Below are 18,586 nucleotides of genomic sequence, written 5' to 3'. Positions count from 1 at the left end.
GTCTGAAATTTGCAGCAATATCTTGCAGGCTTATGGAGATTACCTGTACATGTCAGGCGCGTGAAAGGGGTGAGCGGGCACGCGGATGCGTCGCCGCTGCCCGCTGCCCGCTGCCCGCTGCCTGCTGCCCATTGCCCGGTGTCCGGGCTCAGGGCAGTGGGGCACCGTGAGCGGCCACCCACAGGTCGTACCACTCCTCATGAGTGAGATCGACAGCGCGGTGTACGGCGTCCCGGCAGGCGCGGATGCGCTCCGGTCGGGTGGTGCCGACGACCGGAGCGATGCCGGCCGGATGACGCTGGAGCCACCACAGCAGGATGGTCTCCGGTGTAGTGCCCTTCCGTGCGGCAAACTCTGGTCGTCGTCTTCAACGCCACTCCGAACCGGCAGTCGCAGCAGGTGACGGAACTGGCCGGAGCCGGATACCGACTGCACCCGAGGCCTCCGGCGCGGACCGCGTGGTCAAGACCGCCACCTACACGAAGAGCGCGGGAACCTTCGAGGTGCCGGGCCGCACGGTGGCGGTGTTCAAGCGCTGAACGCGCCTATGCCGACCGTCCGCGTGCCGACCGTCCGCGTGCCGACCGTCCCCGTGCCGAGCGACCGGCGCGGGGACGGTCGTAGGACGGCGGCCGAAGGGAAGGCGTGGCCGATCGCTTCAGGTCGATCCGCGCGGGCTTCACCAGTTGATGTTCTTGGAGCCGGTGACAGGATTCAGTCCTGCCGCGTCACCAGGGGACGGGGACAGTTCTCCCCGTCGCCTGCGCCCGGCCGAGGCGCCGTTCAGACCCAGCGCCTGAACATGACGCCCTCAGCTGGGGGTTCGGACACCACCCGCTCACCGGGACGTGGATGCGCGGTCCTCCGGTTCTTGCGAAAGTTGTCGCAAAATATTTCAGAGCCGCTCGGCCCCTCGTACGCTGATGGCACTCCTGTTCACGAAGTGAAGGGAAACAGCGCCATGAGGCGGTTCATTCGTTCAACCATCACGGGGCTGACGGCAGGCTTGCTCGCCGTGTCGTCCGGCGTGGCGGCGCAGGCGGCATCCCGCGAGGCAGAGGAAGGCTGGGACAGCCCGCCCGCTTGCGTGCACATCAACTCGGACTGGCGCTACACGTTTGTCACCAACGACTGCTCGAGTGCGTATGACGTGACTGTCGTCTATCGCGACGGAGCCAACGTCCCCTGCCGTGTCGCTTCCCCGGGTGACATCATCTCGTTCCCGGGCTATGGAACACAGGGCAACACGGTCCTCGGCGTCGCCCTGTGCGCGGTCGCAGGTCGGAAGGACGGCCGTTTGGAGGCGACTCCCCGCCTGTAGGGCATCGGTGTGACGACAGCGCCGGGAGGCCCTGTCGTCACCCAACCGCGGGATGCGCGCGGAGGATGCCCCGCGCCCGCGCTCAGCTCCAGATCGTGTCGATCTGGCGATGGGGATCAATGCGCGGGCGGAGCATGGGGATCAATGCGTGGGCGCTGAGGGCTTGTTGGTGCCGTCAGACGTTGACGCCGAAGTCGGAGGCGATGCCGGACAGGCCCGACGCGTAGCCCTGGCCGACGGCGCGGAACTTCCAATCGGCGCCGTTCCGGTACAGCTCCCCGAAGACCATCGCGGTTTCGGTCGAGGCGTCCTCGGACAGGTCGTACCGCGCGATCTCCTGACCGCCCGCCTGGTTGACGACGCGGATGAAGGCGTTGCGGACCTGGCCGAAACTCTGACCGCGGCTCTCGGCGTCGTGAATCGAGACCGGGAAGACGATCTTGTCGACCTCGGCGGGCACGGCGGCGAGGTTCACCTTGACGGACTCGTCGTCGCCCTCGCCCTCACCGGTGAGGTTGTCGCCGGTGTGCTCCACCGAGCCGTCCGGGCTCTTCAGGTTGTTGTAGAAGATGAAGTGCTGGTCGGAGAGGACCTTGCCGGAGGTGTCGACCAGCAGCGCGGACGCGTCGAGGTCGTAGTCGGTGCCCGTGGTGGTCCGCACGTCCCAGCCCAGGCCGACGAGGACCGCGGTCAGGCCCGGCGCCTCCTTGCTGAGCGAGACATTGCCGCCTTTGGACAGGGAAACTCCCACGCTGCTCTCCTCCGTGTTGCCGTCGACCGGGCATACGCGCCCGAGCGGGGTGGACCGAAAGAAAAATCTACATCAATGTAGAAGAAAGCGTGAGCTGTGGCCCGTCATGTCACCACGGTGGAACGTCCGTTGGGGGTGGGGACGGACGGCGTGACAGGTCAAGACGGTGGGGATGACGATTCTGACCGGCCTGTAGGCGAAGCGGGCGGTCACGGGGGGGCGTGGCACATCGAGAGCACCCCAGGGCGCCTGTGTCTCAACGCAATTCGCGCAGCCGCCACACTGGCCGTCGGCGTGCACCCGGTGCTCGGCCGATCCGTCCTGGCGGCCTCGCGATGGCCGGGCTGGGCAGCCTCGCCGCCCTTCGCGGGCGGCGGCGCGCCACGCGATGTTGCAACTCCCCCAGCCACTCACACCGCCCGCTGACGTCCTGCCGACCGCCAATAGGGTCTAATAGGGCTACCGCGCGCGGAGCAAACAGATACCGGTAGTCACGGGTCGATGGCTCCCCTTGGATTCGCGCGGCCCTCGACTCCGGATGGTTGTGCATGCCTGCTGCCTCTTCCCACCGCGATCCCGCGCGTCCCCTGCACGGTGCAGCAGGCTCGCCAGCTGTACCGCAGTACCGCGATCTGTTCCTCCAGCCGCTCTACACCGTCGATCTGTCGCCACTGGAAGACGAAGAGGAGGGGGAGGCCTTCCCGCCGCCTTCTTCCTCGTCTGCGCAACGGCGGCGGGGAGCAACCCGAAGCCGCTGACCGCGGCCCGTCCCGCCGCGCCAAGATCAGTTTGCCGCGCCGAGATCAGCGCACAGAGGCGGCCGGGACGAGATGCTGGGCCTGGCTCGCTCCGCCCACGACCTGGTGGTGTTCCTCGAGGCCGCCGCCGGCCCGCCCGACCCCGGCGAGCTGCTCGACGATCCCAGTGGGGTGGAGTGGCGGGGCGGGCGCCCACTTCAGTGGACGTCGATTGCCTGCGGCCGGACGCCCGACGCCGGACGCCGAATGCGCAGCGTCGGCCGTGGCGCCGCCGACGGCGATGTCCGGCGCTGGACAGACGGCTGAGGACCCCGAGGATGTCGAGGTGCACCGGCGGCAGGAGGACCGCCCCCGGGCCCCCGGCCTCGCCTCCCGGTCCTCCCGGGCTGGGGGCGTCACCGCAACGATCATCAGACCTGCGTAAGGCCGGAGTCTGGGGCAGGCCGTCGCCCTTGGCCTCGCCGCCGATGGGACAGCATGGCTGACCTCAAGGTCGCCAGGGCCAAGGACTTCGACAAGAAGTCCGCCCGGCTCGTGATCAGCCACCACCGGGGTGCAGTCAGTGCATCTCAGTGCATCCGTTGCCTCCCTTGAGCGGTCCTGGAACCGGCCGGCCGTCGGCTCTTTGTCGATCTGGGCCGTGAAGGGCTAGAAGGGCAGCTTTTGGGCACACGGGCATTCATGCCAGCACTCCATGCGCGTCCCACGAGCAATGCGTTCAACCCGGCCCCCGCGGGCGAGACACCAGTCGTCGGCCTGGGGAGTGGCAGGCACCGGCGGAAGGCTCGGATCACCGGCCGACTACGCCTTCGGATGATCGCCTACCGCGATGTCGAGTTCCTGTCCTCCCGCACCCCGGGGGATACCGGCGGTGGTGAGGAGTACCTGCTCCTTGTCCACGTCCGCAAAGTCGTCGGGCGGGTCGACTACCGCATCTGTACGGCGTGTGCGGAGGCCGTGGTCACCGGCGTGGTCATCGAGGAGCGCTTCCATGACACTGGACTGGGCGCCCGGGCCCTGGCTCACCTACGGTTCCGGCATCCCGGTATGGCCTGGCGCAGCGCCCTGGGTCTGCCAACCACACGTGATTTCAAGCGGCGGATGCGCCTTCCGACGAAGGGGGAGGACGGGCTGTGCTCCCACGTACGGCGGGCACTGCCTGTCCCGGCCCCGGTTGCCGCCTGACCGGTAACACAAGGGCGTCTGCCTCTCCCCCTGCCTGGAAGACAGGAGAGGTGGAAGAACATGGAAATTCGGCGTGGGCTGCCGGCTGGTCGCGGGTAAGGGATGCGGGCGCGGATGGGTTGGCGGCGCAGGACTGCCGTCTCGGCACCGCGAGGCCAGCGGGGTGCGGCCGACAGGCGGTAGCCGGTGCGCGGCGCGGGACTGCGAACTCACCCATGGGCGGCCTTGTGGCCCGGACGTAGCGGCCCTGCGGCCCGGACGTAGCTGTGCGGGCTCCACAGCGGTGATCTTTACACCACACGAGACTGGAATTCCCGTGGTGCGCAGCGAAGACTCGGTGTAGCGTCTGGTCTAGCTGTCATGGTTCCGAAGTACCGGTCGCCCGTGAGCGCGAGTTCACGGGCGTTTTGCTGTTCAAAGCCTCTGAGGACCAGGGCGATCACCTCCGGTTCCCGCGCGGTGCGGGAACCGACTTTCACGTCCCTTGGAGGGCAAATGGCCAGCGGTACCGTCAAGTGGTTCAACTCGGAAAAGGGCTTCGGCTTCATCGAGCAGGACGGTGGAGGCCCGGACGTCTTCGCCCACTACTCGAACATCGCCAGCTCGGGCTTCCGTGAGCTTCAGGAAGGCCAGAAGGTGAACTTCGATGTCACCCAGGGCCAGAAGGGCCCGCAGGCGGAGAACATCACCCCCGCCTGAGCTGCATCGTGACGCCTGCCCCGCCTCCGGCGGGGCAGGCGTTCTGCGTACCGACGACTGCCCGCCTTTCGCTGCTGACCGGGTTCTCGGCCAACTCCCGCTCCAGAAGGCGAATTCGGCCTTGACCTGTGTCCAGGAGGGGCGCCCATCTCCAGCACGGCGAAGAAAGACTACGGCCAGTCAGGGATGAACCGCGAGGCCGTCTTCGCCCGGCCGTAGACGTGCACACCAGTCCCTCCCGCGAGCACGGGCGTCCGACCCAAGCCACGACGAGACGTCCACCGCCAGCACCGGACGTCCGTCCGGGAACCGGCCGGACCAGCGGCAGGACCGCCAGCAGCGACCGCAGTCGATTGGTGCCGACCGGTGTCGACCGGTTTCGACCGGGCCCTGGTTGAGCCGACCGCACATCGCCCCGGGCCAAGCACACCTGTTCAGTCGATGATCAGCTTCCACCCCCTCGCGATCGCATCGGCCGCGGCCTGGCCTTCGTTCAGGCAGGACAGCCTGCGAGGGAAGGACTTCCTGTCCTCTGACGGCGCATTTGAGTACGGGTACTCACGACGCGGCGCATCGGCTCGGGTGATGGTCGCTTGGTGGACGTGAGCTCTGAACGCACCGGTAGGGGACTGGCCGTGGCCCTGGTCGTCGTCGAGATGGCAATCCTCGCCTTGATCGGCCTGTCCTGGATGGGGTCCTACTGGTCATGGGACCCACAGCATCATGGCGACCCGCCGGGCCCCTACCTGAAGAAGGCCGCGGTCGTACCGATCGCCGCCCTGGTTGCCATGGCCGTGGCCGGGATCCGGCGCATGCGCGCGGTCGCTGTCAGCCAGGCTGTGATGTTCATCGTCATCTGCGGGACCACGCTGTGCCTGAAAGCTCCCGGGGAGCGCGTTTACGAGGACTCTTATCGGAACGCATGTCACGCGGGCATGGGCTGCGGCGACGACTCGCCGACCACGCGGTGACCCTTCGCGAAACTCGATGTAACCCTCAGCAGGGGGCAAGTTTCCGTGACAGCAGACCTTGTACGGTGACAGCGAACCTGGACCGATCGCCCCGAAGTTGGACCACCGGCCGGTCTTGTGACAGCCAAGTCTGATCAGGCTCGCGAGGACGGCCACCGCTCCTCGTTCGGCCCCGAGGGCCCCGAGGGCCCCGAGGGCCCCGAGGGACCCAAGGGACCCAAGGGCCCCGAGTAGGGTCATCCAGTCATTGGCGTCTGAGCAGAGTGGGCTGGTTCGTGAACCTGGGCATCATCGGGCAGGCAGCCGGACTGTTCGCCGTCACCAACATCGACGACATCCTGATCCTGGCGCTCTTCTTCGCCCAGGGCGCCGGGCACCGCGGATCCACCCGCAAGATCGTGATCGGCCAGTACCTCGGCTTCACCGCCATCCTCGCCGTGGCCATCGCCGCGGCGTTCGGCGCCACGTTCCTGCCCGAATCTGCGATCCCCTACCTCGGACTGCTGCCGCTCGCCCTGGGCCTCAAGGCAGCCTGGCAGGCCTGGAAGAACCACCGCGACGGCGAGGACACCGAGGAAGCTGATGCCAAGGGAGGCGGGCCGAGCCCGCTGGAGGTCGCGGCCGTCACTTTCGCCAACGGAGGCGACAACATCGGTGTCTACGTCCCGGTGTTCGCCACCGCCGGCGTCGGCGGGATGAGCGTGTACGCCGTCGTGTTTCTCGTCCTGGTCGCCATCTGGTGCTTCGCGGGCAGGTTCTTCGCCACCCGCCCGGTCATCGCCAAGGCCCTCAGCCGCTGGGGCCACGTCCTGCTGCCGCTGGTTCTGATCACCATCGGCCTGCTCATCCTCGTCCAGGGCGGCGCCTTCGGCATCTGAGCCGACTCCACCAGCAGGCCACGCCCTGGCGGGGTGACCGCCCGGCAACGACGGCATTGTCGGGAGGCGCCGGCCAAACCGTCGCCGCGCGTGCACCTCGCACCGTCCGCTCAAGTTCGGTGCCACGGCGTTTCAGACAGTTCTGCACGGCGTTCGGTTGTCGGCACGGCGACAGCGGGGGAGATCCTGGCCGGCGGTTCGCCAGGTGTGTCGGCGATCCGCAGGTCATGGGTGCGTGTCGGTGCGGTTCGGACCCCGGTGACCCCGGTTACGGACGCTCTCGGGCTGCTCAGGCGCGATCGGGCCAGCCGAACCCGAGCTCTTCGGCGCGTTCGCGGCTGCCGCCGCACACCTGCCCGTAGGTCTTCGGGTCCTCCTCGGCCAGCCGGCGCAGGGCGGCGGCGGCCTGTGCCTCGGGCGGCGTGCCGTCGTCCGGCACGACCCAGCGGAACTGGAGCGGGTCGCCGACCGGCTTCCCGGCGGCGAGTCCCGGCACGTACCAGAAGGTCACCACGGTGGTGTCCGGGTCGTCGAAGCCACTGCTGATCCAGCCCCGACGGGCATCCCACCGGCTCAGCAACTCCGGCCGTTCCATCAGCCCCGCTTTGATCAGGCGGGCCGTGCTGCGGGCCGGCCAGGGCCAGGAGCGGTCGGTCTCCGCCCGGGCGACCTCCGCGTCGTAGGCGGCGGCGTCGAACCGGTAGGCAGGCAGTGCGGGCGCGGGCTCCCGGGAACCCGGCATGGTCGGTGGCCGCCGCCAGCCCTCCCACACGACCTGGTCCCCGTCGCGTCGGATGGTGACATAGAGCGCGCCACAGCACCCCTCGGTGCAGGAGGCCACTGCGAGCTGTACCTCACGGGGCTCCGGCCCGGCCCTGAGCCGGCCCTCGTCCAGCAGGTACTCGGGGCAACGGGCGGGACCGCGGGCGAAGACCGCCGGGACGAGAGGACGCCCGTCGACCAGGATGCGGGTCTCGACAGGTTCCCGGTCCACGGGGTCGCCCGCCACGACCTCCACGCGCAGCCTGCCGGGCGTGGCTGGGCGTGTGAAGGGCTGCCGCCCAGTGCGCTGGATCCAGCCGGCCCGCAGCCGCTGGTCCGCCTCGCCTGCGCCGGTGTCCGCCAGCGAGGCCCATCGGGGTTCGGCCAGCAGCAGCCCGAGTGATTCCAACAGCGCCGCGCGCCGGCCCGGAGGCCAGTCCAGCAGCACGCCTGGGCCGCTGCTCAGATCCAGCGCGAGCGAGAGCAGGGTGGCGTGGTGGTCGAGGGTCGGCGGCAGGAGGCCGGCCCGTGTGACGACACGTTCGTACACGGTGAGCGCGTCACGGTAGACAAGGAGGTCGGTCGGGTTGTCGCGCGTGCATCCCATCCGCACGAGGAGCCTGCCCGCCCGGGCGAGCAGGGCAGCGTCGGAGGGGTGGTGGTCAAGCAGATCGGGCAGCCGGGTGGCCTCCGCGATCCGGCGGGCGGCCGTGGTACTGAGGAACCTGGGTGTGGCAGGGAACGCCTCCAGCTCCGTACGGATGGCTTGCTGATCCCCTGTCCACAGGGCGCGAAGGAGTGGCCGCAGTTCGTCGCGGCCGGTGTGGGTGACAAGCCAGACGATGGCCGCGGACTGGCGGTCGAGGGGGTCGAGGGCGTCGACCGCCGGGCGGGTGAACTCCCGGAGCAGGCCGAGGGCGGAGAGATACGGGACGTCTTCGGGCTCGCCGTATCGGATGAGCAGGGCAAGGCCCGCGGTGACGGCGGGGACGGTGGTGCCGGTCCGGGTCAGCTGTCGGCCCAGCGAACGGGCCGCGTCATGCTGCCCGTTCGGCAGCGACAGGTTGAAGACGGCGGACCGGATCAGGTGCTTGTGGAGGTCCCGGATGCCGTGCCGGGCGAAGCGGCGGTGCAGGGTGGCGGAGTCTTCCGGTAGTGGGCTCAGTGCTTCCCGGACGGCGATCTCCGCCGCTTCGTGGGACGGTGGGGCCTCGTCGGGTTCGGGCCTCTGGGGGAGGGAGTAACCACGCGGGGGCGGGACTCCGTCGCGGGACTCCCGCAGCAGGTGCAGGGCGTAGTCGTACAGGGCAAGCGGGAGGGTGAGCGCGTCGCGCTCTTCCTGGGCGCTCACCGGGCGGGGCGGGACTCGATTCCGTAAATCATGCGCGCAGCCTGCCAGCTCGATTCCACTCTGTCGAAGGAATTAGGGGCGCCAGAGGATCACGGAGAGGCCCCCTGCCCGCCACCGACGCTCGGACGCACTCTGGCCGCCACCGACGTTCAGACGCCCCCTGGCCACCACCGACGTACAGGCCCCTGTGCCGATGAAGTGCACGCGCCTCTCGGCGGATTCGGGGTTGCGGCCGCAGGCTCCGGACCGGGACGTCCCCTCTCGCCGAAGTCCGACCACTCTCACCGAATATGGGTTGGGGCCCTCAGCGGCCGGGGACATCATGGCGATATGGAACCGATCCTGCCCCGGCTTCCGGCCGACTTCTGGACCGTCCCCTACGCCGGAGCACGTTTCCCAGGGGCGGCCACCGTGGCCGATCAGCCCGGCCTCACGGCGGGCGGCAACTGCCAACTGTTCGCTTACGAGGTGCTCGGGCTCTTCGGCCTGACCCCGCCACCCTTGCGCTCCAGCGAACTGTGGGGCGACACAGAGACCACCGTCCGTGTTTCGGCCCCCCAGCCACTCGACCTGCTCCTCTTCAACGCCTCTGCCAGTGCCTACGGCGCCCACGTCGGCGTTTGGGCCGGTGACGACGCAGTCCTCCACCTCTGCGCGGAGGTCGGACACCCGACCGTGTGGGGCCTGGCCGACTTCGCGGCACGGGAGCGTTACCGAGTCCTGGTAGGCACCAAACGGGTGATCGGGAGGAGCTCGAACACCCTCGAATAGGCTCCGAGGCACCCTCCATGAGCCGTCAGGCCGGCCTGGGGTTGGGGATGGGGTAAACCCCCGTGCACACAGGCCAGTTGGCAGGATGGGGCTGCCGCGGAGCATCAGCGAAGCTCGTCTGCATGATGAAGATCAAGACAAACGCGGCCCTTCTCGCCGCCTCCGCGGTCGTCCTCAGTCTCACCGCGCCACTCACTGCGACGGCTTCCACCACAGGTGCGCCCGCCCCCTGGACTGGGCGACATGCGAGGGAAGCGGGCTCGACCCCCGCCAGCAGTGCGCGACTCTCGAGGTGCCGATGGACTACGCCAACCCGGGCGGCGCGAAGATCAGCGTGGCCATCTCGCGGATTCCCAGCGAGAAGCCGCAGGCGCGTCGTGGCGCACTGCTCCTGATCCCCGGCGGGCCCGGCGGCTCCAGCCTCAACAACCCATCGGGCAAAGGCCAAAAGCTGCCGCAGGAGGTGCGGGACGCGTACGACCTGATCGGGTTCGACCCCAGGGGGCTGGGCCGCTCCACCCCGGTCACCTGCGGCCTCGAGTACGGCGACCTCGCCACTTCGAAGCTACGGCCCTGGCCCGCCCCCGACGGGTCGATCACCGAAAACATGGTCACCGCCCAGCGAATGTCGGATGCCTGCGCACGCAACGGCGGCGACCTGATCCGCCACATCAGCACCGCCAACAACGCTCGCGACATCGACCGCATCCGCGCGGCGCTCGGCGAGCAGAAACTGTCCGCGTGGGGTGTCTCGTACGGGACGTATGTCGGCGCCGTCTACAGCCAGCTGTTCCCGCACCGCACCGACCGCATCGTGCTGGACAGCAATGACGACCCCGACCACACCCGGGTGGCCCGCGCCTGGCTCGCCGGGCACGAAGCCGGCGTCGAGGACACCTTCCCCGAGTTCGCCGAGTGGGCCTCGGCGCCCGGCAACCCGGACCGGCTGGCCGAGAAGGCGTCCGAGGTACGGCCGCTCTTCCTCCGCCTCGCCGAGAAGCTGGACCGCGAGCCGATCCCCTGGCCCGGCGCCAATCCGCAGGAGCTGAACGGCAATGTGCTGCGCCAGACCATGCTGGACAGCCTCTACGCGCCCAGCGGCTTCCCCGGCCTGGCCCGGCTGATCCTGGCCGCCCAGCAGGGCACCGTACCGCCCGCGCCCCAGGCGCCGCCGGAGTCGGTGCTGCAGAACGCCGCGGCGGTCGGCGCCGGGACCCTCTGCAACGACATCGAATGGCCCAAGACGGCAGCCGCGTACGAGAAGGACGTTGCCAAGAGCCGGGCCGCGTACCCCTTGACCGCCGGCATGACCAGGAACGCGATGCCCTGTGCCGCCTGGCCGTTCACACCGCAGGAGCCCCCGGTACGGATCACCGGCCACGGCCCGTCCAACATCCTGCTCATCCAGAACCGGCGGGACGTGGCCACCCCGCTCAGCGGCGCCCTGAAACTCCGCAACGCCCTCGGCGAACGCGCCACCATGGTCACCGTGAACTCCACCGGTCACGACGCCTACCTCGCCAACGGCAACGAGTGCGGCGACCGAACCGTCTCCCACTACCTGGCGACGGGGGAGCGCCCCCACCGGGACACCTACTGCGGCTAGGGATGCCCGGGCGATCAAGCGATCGAGGCCAGCAGGGCCGCCTACGGTGACCGAGCCGGATGATCCCGGCGTAGTTGGGACTGCCTCGACCCACAGAAGCGATACGTAGCGATACGTAGCGATACGTAGCTACGAACGGGCCACCGTCCGCGGCACGTTGTAGCCCTCGACACGCAGTGCGGGCCGGCCCGAAGGGAGTGCGTCGGCAGGCCAGGAGAGCGTGACCGTACGTGACTCGTCGGGCAGCAGCCACACGTAGTTGTCGCTGTACAGCGTCGGCAGCACGCGGGCGTCGGTCCTGCTGTCCAGAAGTGACAGCCTCACCATCGCCGCGACGGCCGAGCCGCGGTTGTGGATCCTGGCTGTCGCCGTGCGCCGCGATCCCGCACGCGTCACCTGCCCGATGTCGGCGGAAACCCGCACCGTCCGCGCCTTGTTGAGCGCTTTCATGTCGGATGCCCGGCGGTAGCGCCAGTAGGTGTTCTGCGACAGGAGGCGACCTCGGCCGTCCTGAAGGCTGAGGCGCAGGAGGTGGAAGTCCGGCAGGGAGCTCGCGAACGCGGCGGTGAATGCCTCGGCCGTGGCGGAGGAGGGGACACTCACCGTGGCGCGCCGGGTCGAACCGAGCTGCTTCCCGCCCAGGTCGTAGGCGCGGGCCGTGACCGTCACGTCCTTGAGCCTCCGCGGGGTGTGATTGACCGCGATGACCTGCCAGTTCTTGGGGTCGGCCTGGACGTGGACGGGTTCGCATGCCGTGCGGGACCCGTAGTACATGCCGTTGACGTCGAAGTCGTAGTCGTACGTCTGCCACACCGTGCTGTGCCACGCCGGGTGGGACATCCAGAGCATGAGGCCGCTGGCGTCCTGCCAGAGGTTCTGGTTCCACGCCTCGAACATGGCGCGGGCGTTCTCGTAGTTGACGAACTGCGCCTTGCGCGTGAAGTCGTCGAGGTCCTCGGCGGTGTCGAGCCGGGTCTCGATGGCCGCCCGGTAGTTCTGCGGGGCCTGGTTACCCCGGGTGCTCCAGTCGTGGTAGAGCCAGGCGCCGCTGATCGGCCACTCCGGCTCGTCGCCGACGAGGTTGCGCATGCTCTCGGCGGTGGACACCACGGGCATGCCGATCTCGGTGTGGAAGCCGAAATCGCCGCTCCCGTAGGTGGCGGGGGAGAAGTAGCGCTCAGGTTCCACCCAGCCGTAGGGGCCGCCGCCGGTGACGATGCCGCCCGCCGAGTTGTTCTGGTAGAGGACGTCGGGCGCCTCGGACCGGACCGCCTCGCGCATGCCCTTGTCGATGGCCTCGGGCGGATTGCCCTCATTGGCGCCGCACCAGATGACGACGCTGGGGTGGATGCGATAGCGCCGCACGGTGTCCCGCGCCAGGTCGTTGTAGGCCGTGTGGTCCGGCGGGTCCATCGCCCAGGCGTTGGGGAAGTCGTTCCACACCAGCAGGCCGTGCTCGTCGCAACTGGCGAAGAACTCCTCCCGGTTGCTGCACGCGACCCAGTTGCGGATCATGGTGAAGTTCATGTCGCGGTGCATCCGCACCGCCGCGTCCATCCGGGCGGCCGGCATCCGGCGCAGCAACTCGTCCCAGCCCCAGTTGCCACCGCGGCAGAAGACCCGGACACCGTTGACGCTGATCTTCAACGGGTCCGGGGTGTTGTCCACGGACTTCACGTCCGTCCACGCGTCACCGTCGTCCGACACCTGGATCACGTACGTCTTCGGATACGCCTGCTCCCACACGATCGCGACCCGGTCGAAGGAGACGGACGAGCCCAGGTCCACCTGGATCCACTGGTCGTCCTGATACTCGGAGGACCAGCGGGAGTCGGGGTTGCCGTCGGTGGCGTTGGAGGCGGGCTTCCCGGAATCCTCCGTCGAGGCGGTGGCGGTCCTGCGCAGGGCCAGGTCGGTACCGGGGGAGGAGCTGTCGACCACCGACAGCGTCCACAGCGAAATGCCCCAACTGGTCGCCCGAGCACCACAGTTGATCCGCACGTACCGTGAGGTGCGGGCGGCGAAGTCCACCGTCTGAAGGCTCGCGGCGCCGCTGTTGAACGGCAGCGGAACCGCACCGTTGTCCACCGACCGTGCGTCGGTCCACGTCGAGCCGTCCGTCGACACCTGCACGACGAACGTCTTGGCGTACGCCTTCTCCCAGGTCAGATCGACCCGGTCGAAGGCGGCGACGGACCCGAGGTCGACCTGGATCCACTGGCCGTCCTCGAAGGCAGAGGACCAGCGGGAGCCGGGGTCGGCGTCGGTGACCTTGGCCGCCGTGTTGCCGGAGTCCTCCGTGGAGGCGGTGGCGGTCTTGTGCAGGGCCAGGTCGGTACCGGCCGACGTACTGTCGACCACCGACAGGGTCCACAGCGAGAAGCCCCAATCTGTGGCCCGGGTCAGGCACTTGATCCGTACGTACCGCGCCTTCTGCACGCCCAGGAGCACCGGCTGGGTGTACCGGTCGCTGCTCCCGCCGAACGGCAGCGGCACCGTGTACTCGTAGCCGAACTGCCGGATGCCGAACCGGGTGGTGCGCCGGTCGCTCTCCTCGCCGTCGATCGAGGCGGTCAGCGTGAGGTCGTGCAGGTCGGGGCGGCCGTAGCCGTTGGGCCACCACAGCTCGGGGTCGCGCAGCCGCAACGCGGCGTACGTGGAGGGCGCGAAGGTGACGTCGGCACTCTCGCCGCCGGCCACCGTCACGGACCGGGAGACCCGTACGTCGTCGAAGGCGGCCGTGACGGTGACCCGTTTGCTCGCGGAGCCCACGTTGCGCACCGGCACCACGATCGTCACCTCGGCCCTGGAGGTGTCGGGCAGGTCGGGGAGCTTCGTGTCCACCCGGGGGTCGCCGATGACGGCGTGGCCGGTGGAGCGCAGCCGTACGTGGTTCCAGATGCCGGAGACACGGTCGCGCACCGCCGGCATCCAGTCCCAGCCGGAAGCGGCCAGGTACGTCGGCGAGTTCTGGTTCATCATGGTGGCGCCGGCGTCCACGAAGGCGAGCCCGGCGGGGCCCTTGTCCCCTGGGCTGCCGGGGAACGGCATGGGGGTGATCTTGACGGCCAGGGCCTGCTCGCCGTTCCCGGCAAGCATCTTCGTCACGTCGTGGGAGGAACGGGCGAAGGGGTACGTCAGACCGCCTACCTTCTGCCCGTTGAGCCAGATCTCCGCGGTGTGGTTGACACCGTCGAACTCCAGCCAGATGTGCCGGCCCGGACCGGTGCGCAAGGCGCGCGGCAGCTCGAAGCCGCGTCGGTACCACCACGAGTGCCGGGACAGGGCCTCCGGAATGTGCAGGTTGTTGAAGCCGGCCACCGGGTCCGGCAGATGGCCCTGGTCCACCAGCGAGGCCAGTACCGTTCCCGGGACGGTCGCCGGCAGCCAGCGGCTCGTGTCCACGTCCGGCCGGGACAGCTGCGCGCCCTTCCCGCCGGCCCAGTCGTCCATGGTCAGCGTCCAGCCGGACTCCAACGGGACCGTGCCGTCGGCGGCCGCCTTGAGCGCGGGCGCCCGGTGGTCGTGGGTGCCCCAGTCGGTCCAGCCGGTGGCCGACGGGCGGTGTCCCCCCGCCGAGCCGTAGACCTCGAAGCCGTTGAGGCCCAGCGGGTTGGCGTTGGAGCGTTTGGTCACGGTCAACCGCACCCAGCGCGCGGTGACCGGCTTGTCCAGCGGGATCTCCACCATGCCGCCCTTGCCGGACGTGGTCCGGTGGACGGTGGTCCACGCGTGGTGGTCCCGCGACGTCTCGACGACGAACTCCACCGCGCAACTGGACAGGACCTCCTGACCGGTCGTGCGATCGCGGGGATTGCCGCTGGTGGAGGGCACGAAGACCGGGTCGTCGGCCGTCGCCTCGAAGGTGAGGTGCACGGAGTCGACCGTGCAGTCCGTCTGCAGATCCACCGATATCCACTGCGGATCACCGTCGGCGGCACGCCAGCCTGTGCCCTTCACGCCCACGGAGTTGACCTTGTCCACGACGAACTCGGCGGGCGTGGGCGCGTAGTCGGTGGACGAAACGGATACCGGGCGATAGGTGGCGAGTTCACCCCGCTCGCCGGTGGGCCTCGACGGCGTGACCGCGTAGCTGGTCTGGGGGAGTGTGACGCCAAGTCCGAAGCCGGCAAGCAGAGTTGAACCGGTGGCCAGGACCGAGCGACGGGAAGGGCGCGGCGGCTGAGTCGACATGTGCGGTGGGTCCAATCCAGATGGCCCCAGAGGAATCCAGACAGCCCCAGTGGGGAGCAAGTGACCTCTGTGCTCGATGAGATGACAACGTTGCCAAAGGCTCCAGTCTCGTCCGGCCCCTGTCAAGAGTTCCCGCACGGTCCGCCTGGACCGGCGTCGCGTTCAGGTCCGGCATCTCGCCCCGCTGCTTCCACGCGGTCACTGCCGGGACTCTCTGGCAGATGTTGAGCGCGTGGTGCCCGACGGTCTACGGGAGCTGACTCAGCGGGTAACGCCGTCGTCGCCGGTGCGTCCGCGGGGCGGTGGACGACGGCGACACGGGGATGGAGTGGGAAGCCGACGGCGAACTCGACTGGACCCGGTGTGCGATCGGCTCTGTCAGGGCCCGCGCGGTCAAGGGGGCAGTTGTTCAGCCTGGGATCAGCGGGCGCGGGGTGGTGCGGCCGGCGTACGTTGGGACGCCATGCGGATCACGAAATACACCCACGCATGTGTACGGCTCGAACATGATGGCCGGGTGCTGGTCATCGACCCCGGGATGTGGAGCGAGCCGGCTGCCCTGACCGGCGCGGACGCCGTGCTGGTGACCCACGAACACGCCGATCACATCGATGTCCTGCGCCTGGCCGGGCTCGGCGTGCCCGTCTACGCCCCGGCCGAAGCGAACATTCCACGGCTGGAAGTCACCGGGGTGCCCTCCGATGCGGAGTTCACCGCCGCCGGCTTCCGCGTACGAGCGGTTGGCGGGCGTCACGCGTTCATCTACGGCGGCCAACCGGACTGCGCGAACCCCGGCTACATCATCGACGAGGCGATCTACCACCCCGGTGACTCACTGCACGTCCCCGAGCAGCCGGTCGAGACGCTCCTGGTCCCGGCCCAGGGATCGTGGATGAAGACGGCGGAGGCGATCCACTTCGTGAAGACGATCAAACCGCAACGGGCGTTCCCGATCCACGACGCCCAGATCAACGATCGCGGCCTCAGCAGCGTCAACGGCTGGCTCGCCGGGGAGACCGACAGCGGCTACCGATACCTGGCACCCGGTGAGTCGGTCTAGCTGATGTCCAAACTCGAACTCGTTGCCGACGTGCTCAGATGCTCCTGACGCGGCGGTCATCGCAGACCAAGCCCGCATGCCCAAGCCCGCATGCCCCCGGCGACGGTGGTGCGACGGGGGATGCAGGGCATGGCGCTGACGGGGCATGCAGGGCGAAGCGCTGACGGGGCAGGACAGTGAGGCAGAAGTACCAGCAGGTACCGGCCCGGTATGGCTGTACCGCCCGCGTCATCCTGTCTACGAGCTCTTCGGTGCCGCCTGCTGCACGACCTCGAAGGACCACAGCGTGGAGCCGCTCGCCGCCGGCTTGGGCCGTTCGCCGCTCTCCGCGTTGCCGCCTTGGTGGGCCGCCTTCATGGGGCCCTCCATCCAGGCTTGGAAGGACTCCTCGTCGCGCCACCGCGTGTAGACGAGATAGTCGTCGGTGCCTTCGACGGGGCGGAGGAGTTCGAACCATTCGAACCCGTCGGAACTCTCCACGGCATGCGCACGGGCGGCGAAGCGCTTCTCCAGCGTCTCCCGTTGCTCGGCGGGGACGGTCAGTACGTTGATCTTGACTACGCTCATGGCCCCATCCTGCCGCACGGCGGTCGGCAGACGGGGAGCGGCTCGTGCATGACGCGCTTTCGCGGGCCGCCGCGCCTCCTGGGGCGGGACCGGCATCGGCGCACCCGACGGCGTCCGCGGTTCCGGTGCCGCCCACTCCAGCCTGAGCCGGGAGGCCGTCCACTGCGGTGACCGTGACGGTCCGTCGGGTTTCTGATCGCCGGGTGTGCTGCCGGACGGGGACCGTCGTGGAAGGGGTTGTGGGACCGGGGTGGCCCGGTGATCGAAGTTCTTGCGGGCTTCCAGGACGACGTCTTGGGCGGCCAGGACATCGGGGTGGCGGGAGACGCCATCGGGGCGGGCGGCGTGGATCGATGTGGGTGCCGCGAGAGCGTTGGCCGTGCCCCTGCGGCGGGGGTTGACGCCCCACAGGTTGTCGTCGCCGATCGAGCAGCAGCCGTGGAAGCAGCGGTGGTCGAGGTCGTTGGCGTAGGCCTCGCGCTCCTTCGCCGTCCACGTCCATGCGCACCTCCAGGTATTCCCCGGCCGCGATGACGTCCTCGACGGGCGTCGGATAGGGGTGGTCAGGCGTAAGACGGCAGTCCAGCGTCGTGACGACGAAGCCGGCGTTGAGCCGGGGGCGACGCGCGTCAGGACTGGGCTTGACCGAACCGCTAGATGTATTGACCCGCAGGATTGTTGACGCGGCTGATGGGTGGTTGGCCGTCAAGTGCGGTGTGGCACCGGTGGTAGTTGTAGGTGTGGAGGAAGTCCGTCAGGGCTTCGGTGCGTTCGGCGTTGCTGGAGTACGGGCGCACGTATGCCCATTCGTCGAGCAGGGTGCGATTTAGGCGCTCCACCTTGCCGTTCGTCTGCGGGCGATAGGGGCGCGTGCGCTTATGGACGATGCCGGTGGCGCTGAGAGTCTGGCCGAACAGGCGGGATCTGTAGCAGGAGCCGTTGTCGGTGAGGACGCGCTCGACGCTGATGCCGTGCTCGGCGAAGAAGGTATTCGCGCGCTGCCAGAAGGAGGCCGCGGTCTCTTTGCGTTCGTCGGTCAGAACCTCGCTGTACGCGAGCCGGGAGTGATCGTCGACGGCTGTGTGAACGAAGCTGTAGCCGATCACGGGACTGCCGCCCCTACGCACGTCAGTTGTGGCCTGCCGATTGCCCGCGGCCTGCTGGCGGGGCATGATCCGATGTCCGCCGCCGTCTGGAATGTTGCCGAGCTTCTTGATGTCGACGTCGACCAGTTCGCCGGGATGTGATCGTTCGTAGCGTCGGATGATCTGACCGGTGGGCCGGTCCATCCAGCGCAACCGGTTCAGGCCGTAGTGGGTCAGGACACGGTGGACCGTCGAGCTGGGTATGCCCAGGACCGGGCCGATCCGTGCAGGACCGAGCTTGCGGTCGCGTCGTAGCTCGCAGATGCGATTCTCGACATCGGCAGGGGTTCGGTGCGGTGTCGTCAGGGGTCGACTGGAACGGTCATACAACCCCGGATCGCCTTCGGCTCGCCAGCGCCGGACCCATTTGTGGGCTGTGGTGCGGGAGATGCCCATTTCTTCGGCGACGTGGGCGATGGGCCTGCCAGCGCGGACCCGGTCGACGAGGAGCCGTCTGCCGTGGACGGTCAGCCGGGCATGGGGGTGGGGCACGGGAAACCTCTGGGATGGTGCGGAATCTGATGCGGAGTCTGAGTTTGTGCCCGAGGCCGCCGATCTGGTGATCGA

At 68.9% G+C, this 18,586-nt stretch carries 13 protein-coding genes and 2 pseudogenes; 10 read left to right on the top strand and 5 right to left on the bottom strand.

What is annotated here, in order from left to right; all coding sequences use genetic code 11:
* Positions 1-354: 354 nt before the first annotated feature.
* Together SAVERM_RS45835 and SAVERM_RS04960 are read left to right on the top strand one after the other, a co-directional pair.
* Positions 355-539, top strand: a pseudogene (locus tag SAVERM_RS45835) (alpha-1,6-glucosidase domain-containing protein); the annotation flags it as partial.
* A gap of 422 nt (positions 540-961) precedes the next feature.
* Positions 962-1,321 carry an alpha-amylase gene (locus SAVERM_RS04960; protein ID WP_010982335.1) on the top strand — a complete coding sequence of 120 codons (360 nt, stop codon included), beginning with the start codon at positions 962-964 and terminating at the stop codon, positions 1,319-1,321.
* Positions 1,322-1,496: 175 nt separating this feature from the next.
* Here the strand turns inward: SAVERM_RS04960 and SAVERM_RS04955 are convergent, their stop codons facing one another.
* Positions 1,497-2,072, bottom strand: coding sequence for a TerD family protein (locus SAVERM_RS04955; RefSeq protein ID WP_010982334.1), 576 nt, complete (start codon positions 2,070-2,072; stop codon positions 1,497-1,499).
* A gap of 830 nt (positions 2,073-2,902) precedes the next feature.
* Here SAVERM_RS04955 and SAVERM_RS43035 point away from each other — a divergent pair.
* The 5 genes from SAVERM_RS43035 (at position 2,903) to SAVERM_RS04930 (ending at position 6,563) form a co-directional block, all read left to right on the top strand.
* Positions 2,903-3,136, top strand: a complete 234-nt coding sequence (locus SAVERM_RS43035; protein ID WP_010982333.1) for a hypothetical protein — start codon at positions 2,903-2,905, stop codon at positions 3,134-3,136.
* 507 nt (positions 3,137-3,643) lie between these two features.
* On the top strand, positions 3,644-4,015 hold the full coding sequence (locus tag SAVERM_RS04945; RefSeq protein ID WP_174514661.1) for a hypothetical protein: 372 nt from the start codon (positions 3,644-3,646) through the stop codon (positions 4,013-4,015).
* Positions 4,016-4,510: 495 nt separating this feature from the next.
* Positions 4,511-4,714: a cold-shock protein gene (locus SAVERM_RS04940; RefSeq protein ID WP_010982331.1), complete on the top strand. Its 204-nt coding sequence runs from the start codon at positions 4,511-4,513 to the stop codon at positions 4,712-4,714.
* Between the two features lie 635 nt (positions 4,715-5,349).
* Entirely contained in the window at positions 5,350-5,685 is a 336-nt protein-coding gene (locus SAVERM_RS04935) for a DUF6234 family protein (RefSeq protein WP_010982330.1), read from the top strand.
* 275 nt (positions 5,686-5,960) lie between these two features.
* The gene (locus SAVERM_RS04930) at positions 5,961-6,563 is read left to right on the top strand and encodes a cadmium resistance transporter (RefSeq protein ID WP_037651603.1); all 603 of its coding nucleotides are present in this window, start codon (positions 5,961-5,963) and stop codon (positions 6,561-6,563) included.
* 289 nt (positions 6,564-6,852) lie between these two features.
* Here SAVERM_RS04930 and SAVERM_RS04925 read toward each other — a convergent pair whose 3' ends face one another.
* A complete protein-coding gene (locus tag SAVERM_RS04925; RefSeq protein WP_010982328.1) occupies positions 6,853-8,676 on the bottom strand; it encodes a hypothetical protein in 1,824 nt (607 codons plus the stop codon).
* Positions 8,677-9,006: 330 nt separating this feature from the next.
* Here SAVERM_RS04925 and SAVERM_RS04920 point away from each other — a divergent pair, with 330 nt between their 5' ends.
* The gene (locus SAVERM_RS04920; protein WP_037651582.1) at positions 9,007-9,447 is read left to right on the top strand and encodes an NlpC/P60 family protein; all 441 of its coding nucleotides are present in this window, start codon (positions 9,007-9,009) and stop codon (positions 9,445-9,447) included.
* 122 nt (positions 9,448-9,569) lie between these two features.
* Positions 9,570-11,053 (top strand): annotated as a pseudogene (locus SAVERM_RS04915) (alpha/beta hydrolase).
* A gap of 129 nt (positions 11,054-11,182) precedes the next feature.
* Here the strand turns inward: SAVERM_RS04915 and SAVERM_RS04910 are convergent.
* Positions 11,183-15,247: a discoidin domain-containing protein gene (locus SAVERM_RS04910; RefSeq protein WP_010982325.1), complete on the bottom strand. Its 4,065-nt coding sequence runs from the start codon at positions 15,245-15,247 to the stop codon at positions 11,183-11,185.
* 463 nt (positions 15,248-15,710) lie between these two features.
* On the opposite strand from SAVERM_RS04910, the gene SAVERM_RS04905 reads away from it, so the two are divergent.
* Positions 15,711-16,307: an MBL fold metallo-hydrolase gene (locus SAVERM_RS04905; protein WP_010982324.1), complete on the top strand. Its 597-nt coding sequence runs from the start codon at positions 15,711-15,713 to the stop codon at positions 16,305-16,307.
* A 237-nt stretch (positions 16,308-16,544) separates the two neighbouring features.
* On the opposite strand, the gene SAVERM_RS04900 is transcribed toward SAVERM_RS04905, so the two are convergent.
* Both SAVERM_RS04900 and SAVERM_RS04895 read right to left on the bottom strand, forming a co-directional pair.
* Positions 16,545-16,874, bottom strand: coding sequence for an antibiotic biosynthesis monooxygenase family protein (locus SAVERM_RS04900; protein WP_010982323.1), 330 nt, complete (start codon positions 16,872-16,874; stop codon positions 16,545-16,547).
* Positions 16,875-17,527: 653 nt separating this feature from the next.
* Positions 17,528-18,511, bottom strand: coding sequence for an IS481-like element ISSav7 family transposase (locus SAVERM_RS04895; RefSeq protein WP_010982322.1), 984 nt, complete (start codon positions 18,509-18,511; stop codon positions 17,528-17,530).
* Positions 18,512-18,586 lie beyond the last annotated feature (75 nt).

The sequence above is a fragment of the Streptomyces avermitilis MA-4680 = NBRC 14893 genome (assembly GCF_000009765.2).
GTDB classification, from domain to species: domain Bacteria; phylum Actinomycetota; class Actinomycetes; order Streptomycetales; family Streptomycetaceae; genus Streptomyces; species Streptomyces avermitilis.
This window is presented reverse-complemented; position numbering and strand designations above follow the sequence as displayed.

Coding starts and splice junctions, on each gene's coding strand:
- SAVERM_RS04960 (WP_010982335.1), top strand. CDS start 962: ATGAGGCGGTTCATTCGTTCAACCATCACGGGGCTGACGGCAGGCTTG.
- SAVERM_RS43035 (WP_010982333.1), top strand. CDS start 2,903: ATGCTGGGCCTGGCTCGCTCCGCCCACGACCTGGTGGTGTTCCTCGAG.
- SAVERM_RS04945 (WP_174514661.1), top strand. CDS start 3,644: ATGATCGCCTACCGCGATGTCGAGTTCCTGTCCTCCCGCACCCCGGGG.
- SAVERM_RS04940 (WP_010982331.1), top strand. CDS start 4,511: ATGGCCAGCGGTACCGTCAAGTGGTTCAACTCGGAAAAGGGCTTCGGC.
- SAVERM_RS04920 (WP_037651582.1), top strand. CDS start 9,007: ATGGAACCGATCCTGCCCCGGCTTCCGGCCGACTTCTGGACCGTCCCC.
- SAVERM_RS04910 (WP_010982325.1), bottom strand. CDS start 15,247: ATGTCGACTCAGCCGCCGCGCCCTTCCCGTCGCTCGGTCCTGGCCACC.
- SAVERM_RS04905 (WP_010982324.1), top strand. CDS start 15,711: ATGCGGATCACGAAATACACCCACGCATGTGTACGGCTCGAACATGAT.
- SAVERM_RS04900 (WP_010982323.1), bottom strand. CDS start 16,874: ATGAGCGTAGTCAAGATCAACGTACTGACCGTCCCCGCCGAGCAACGG.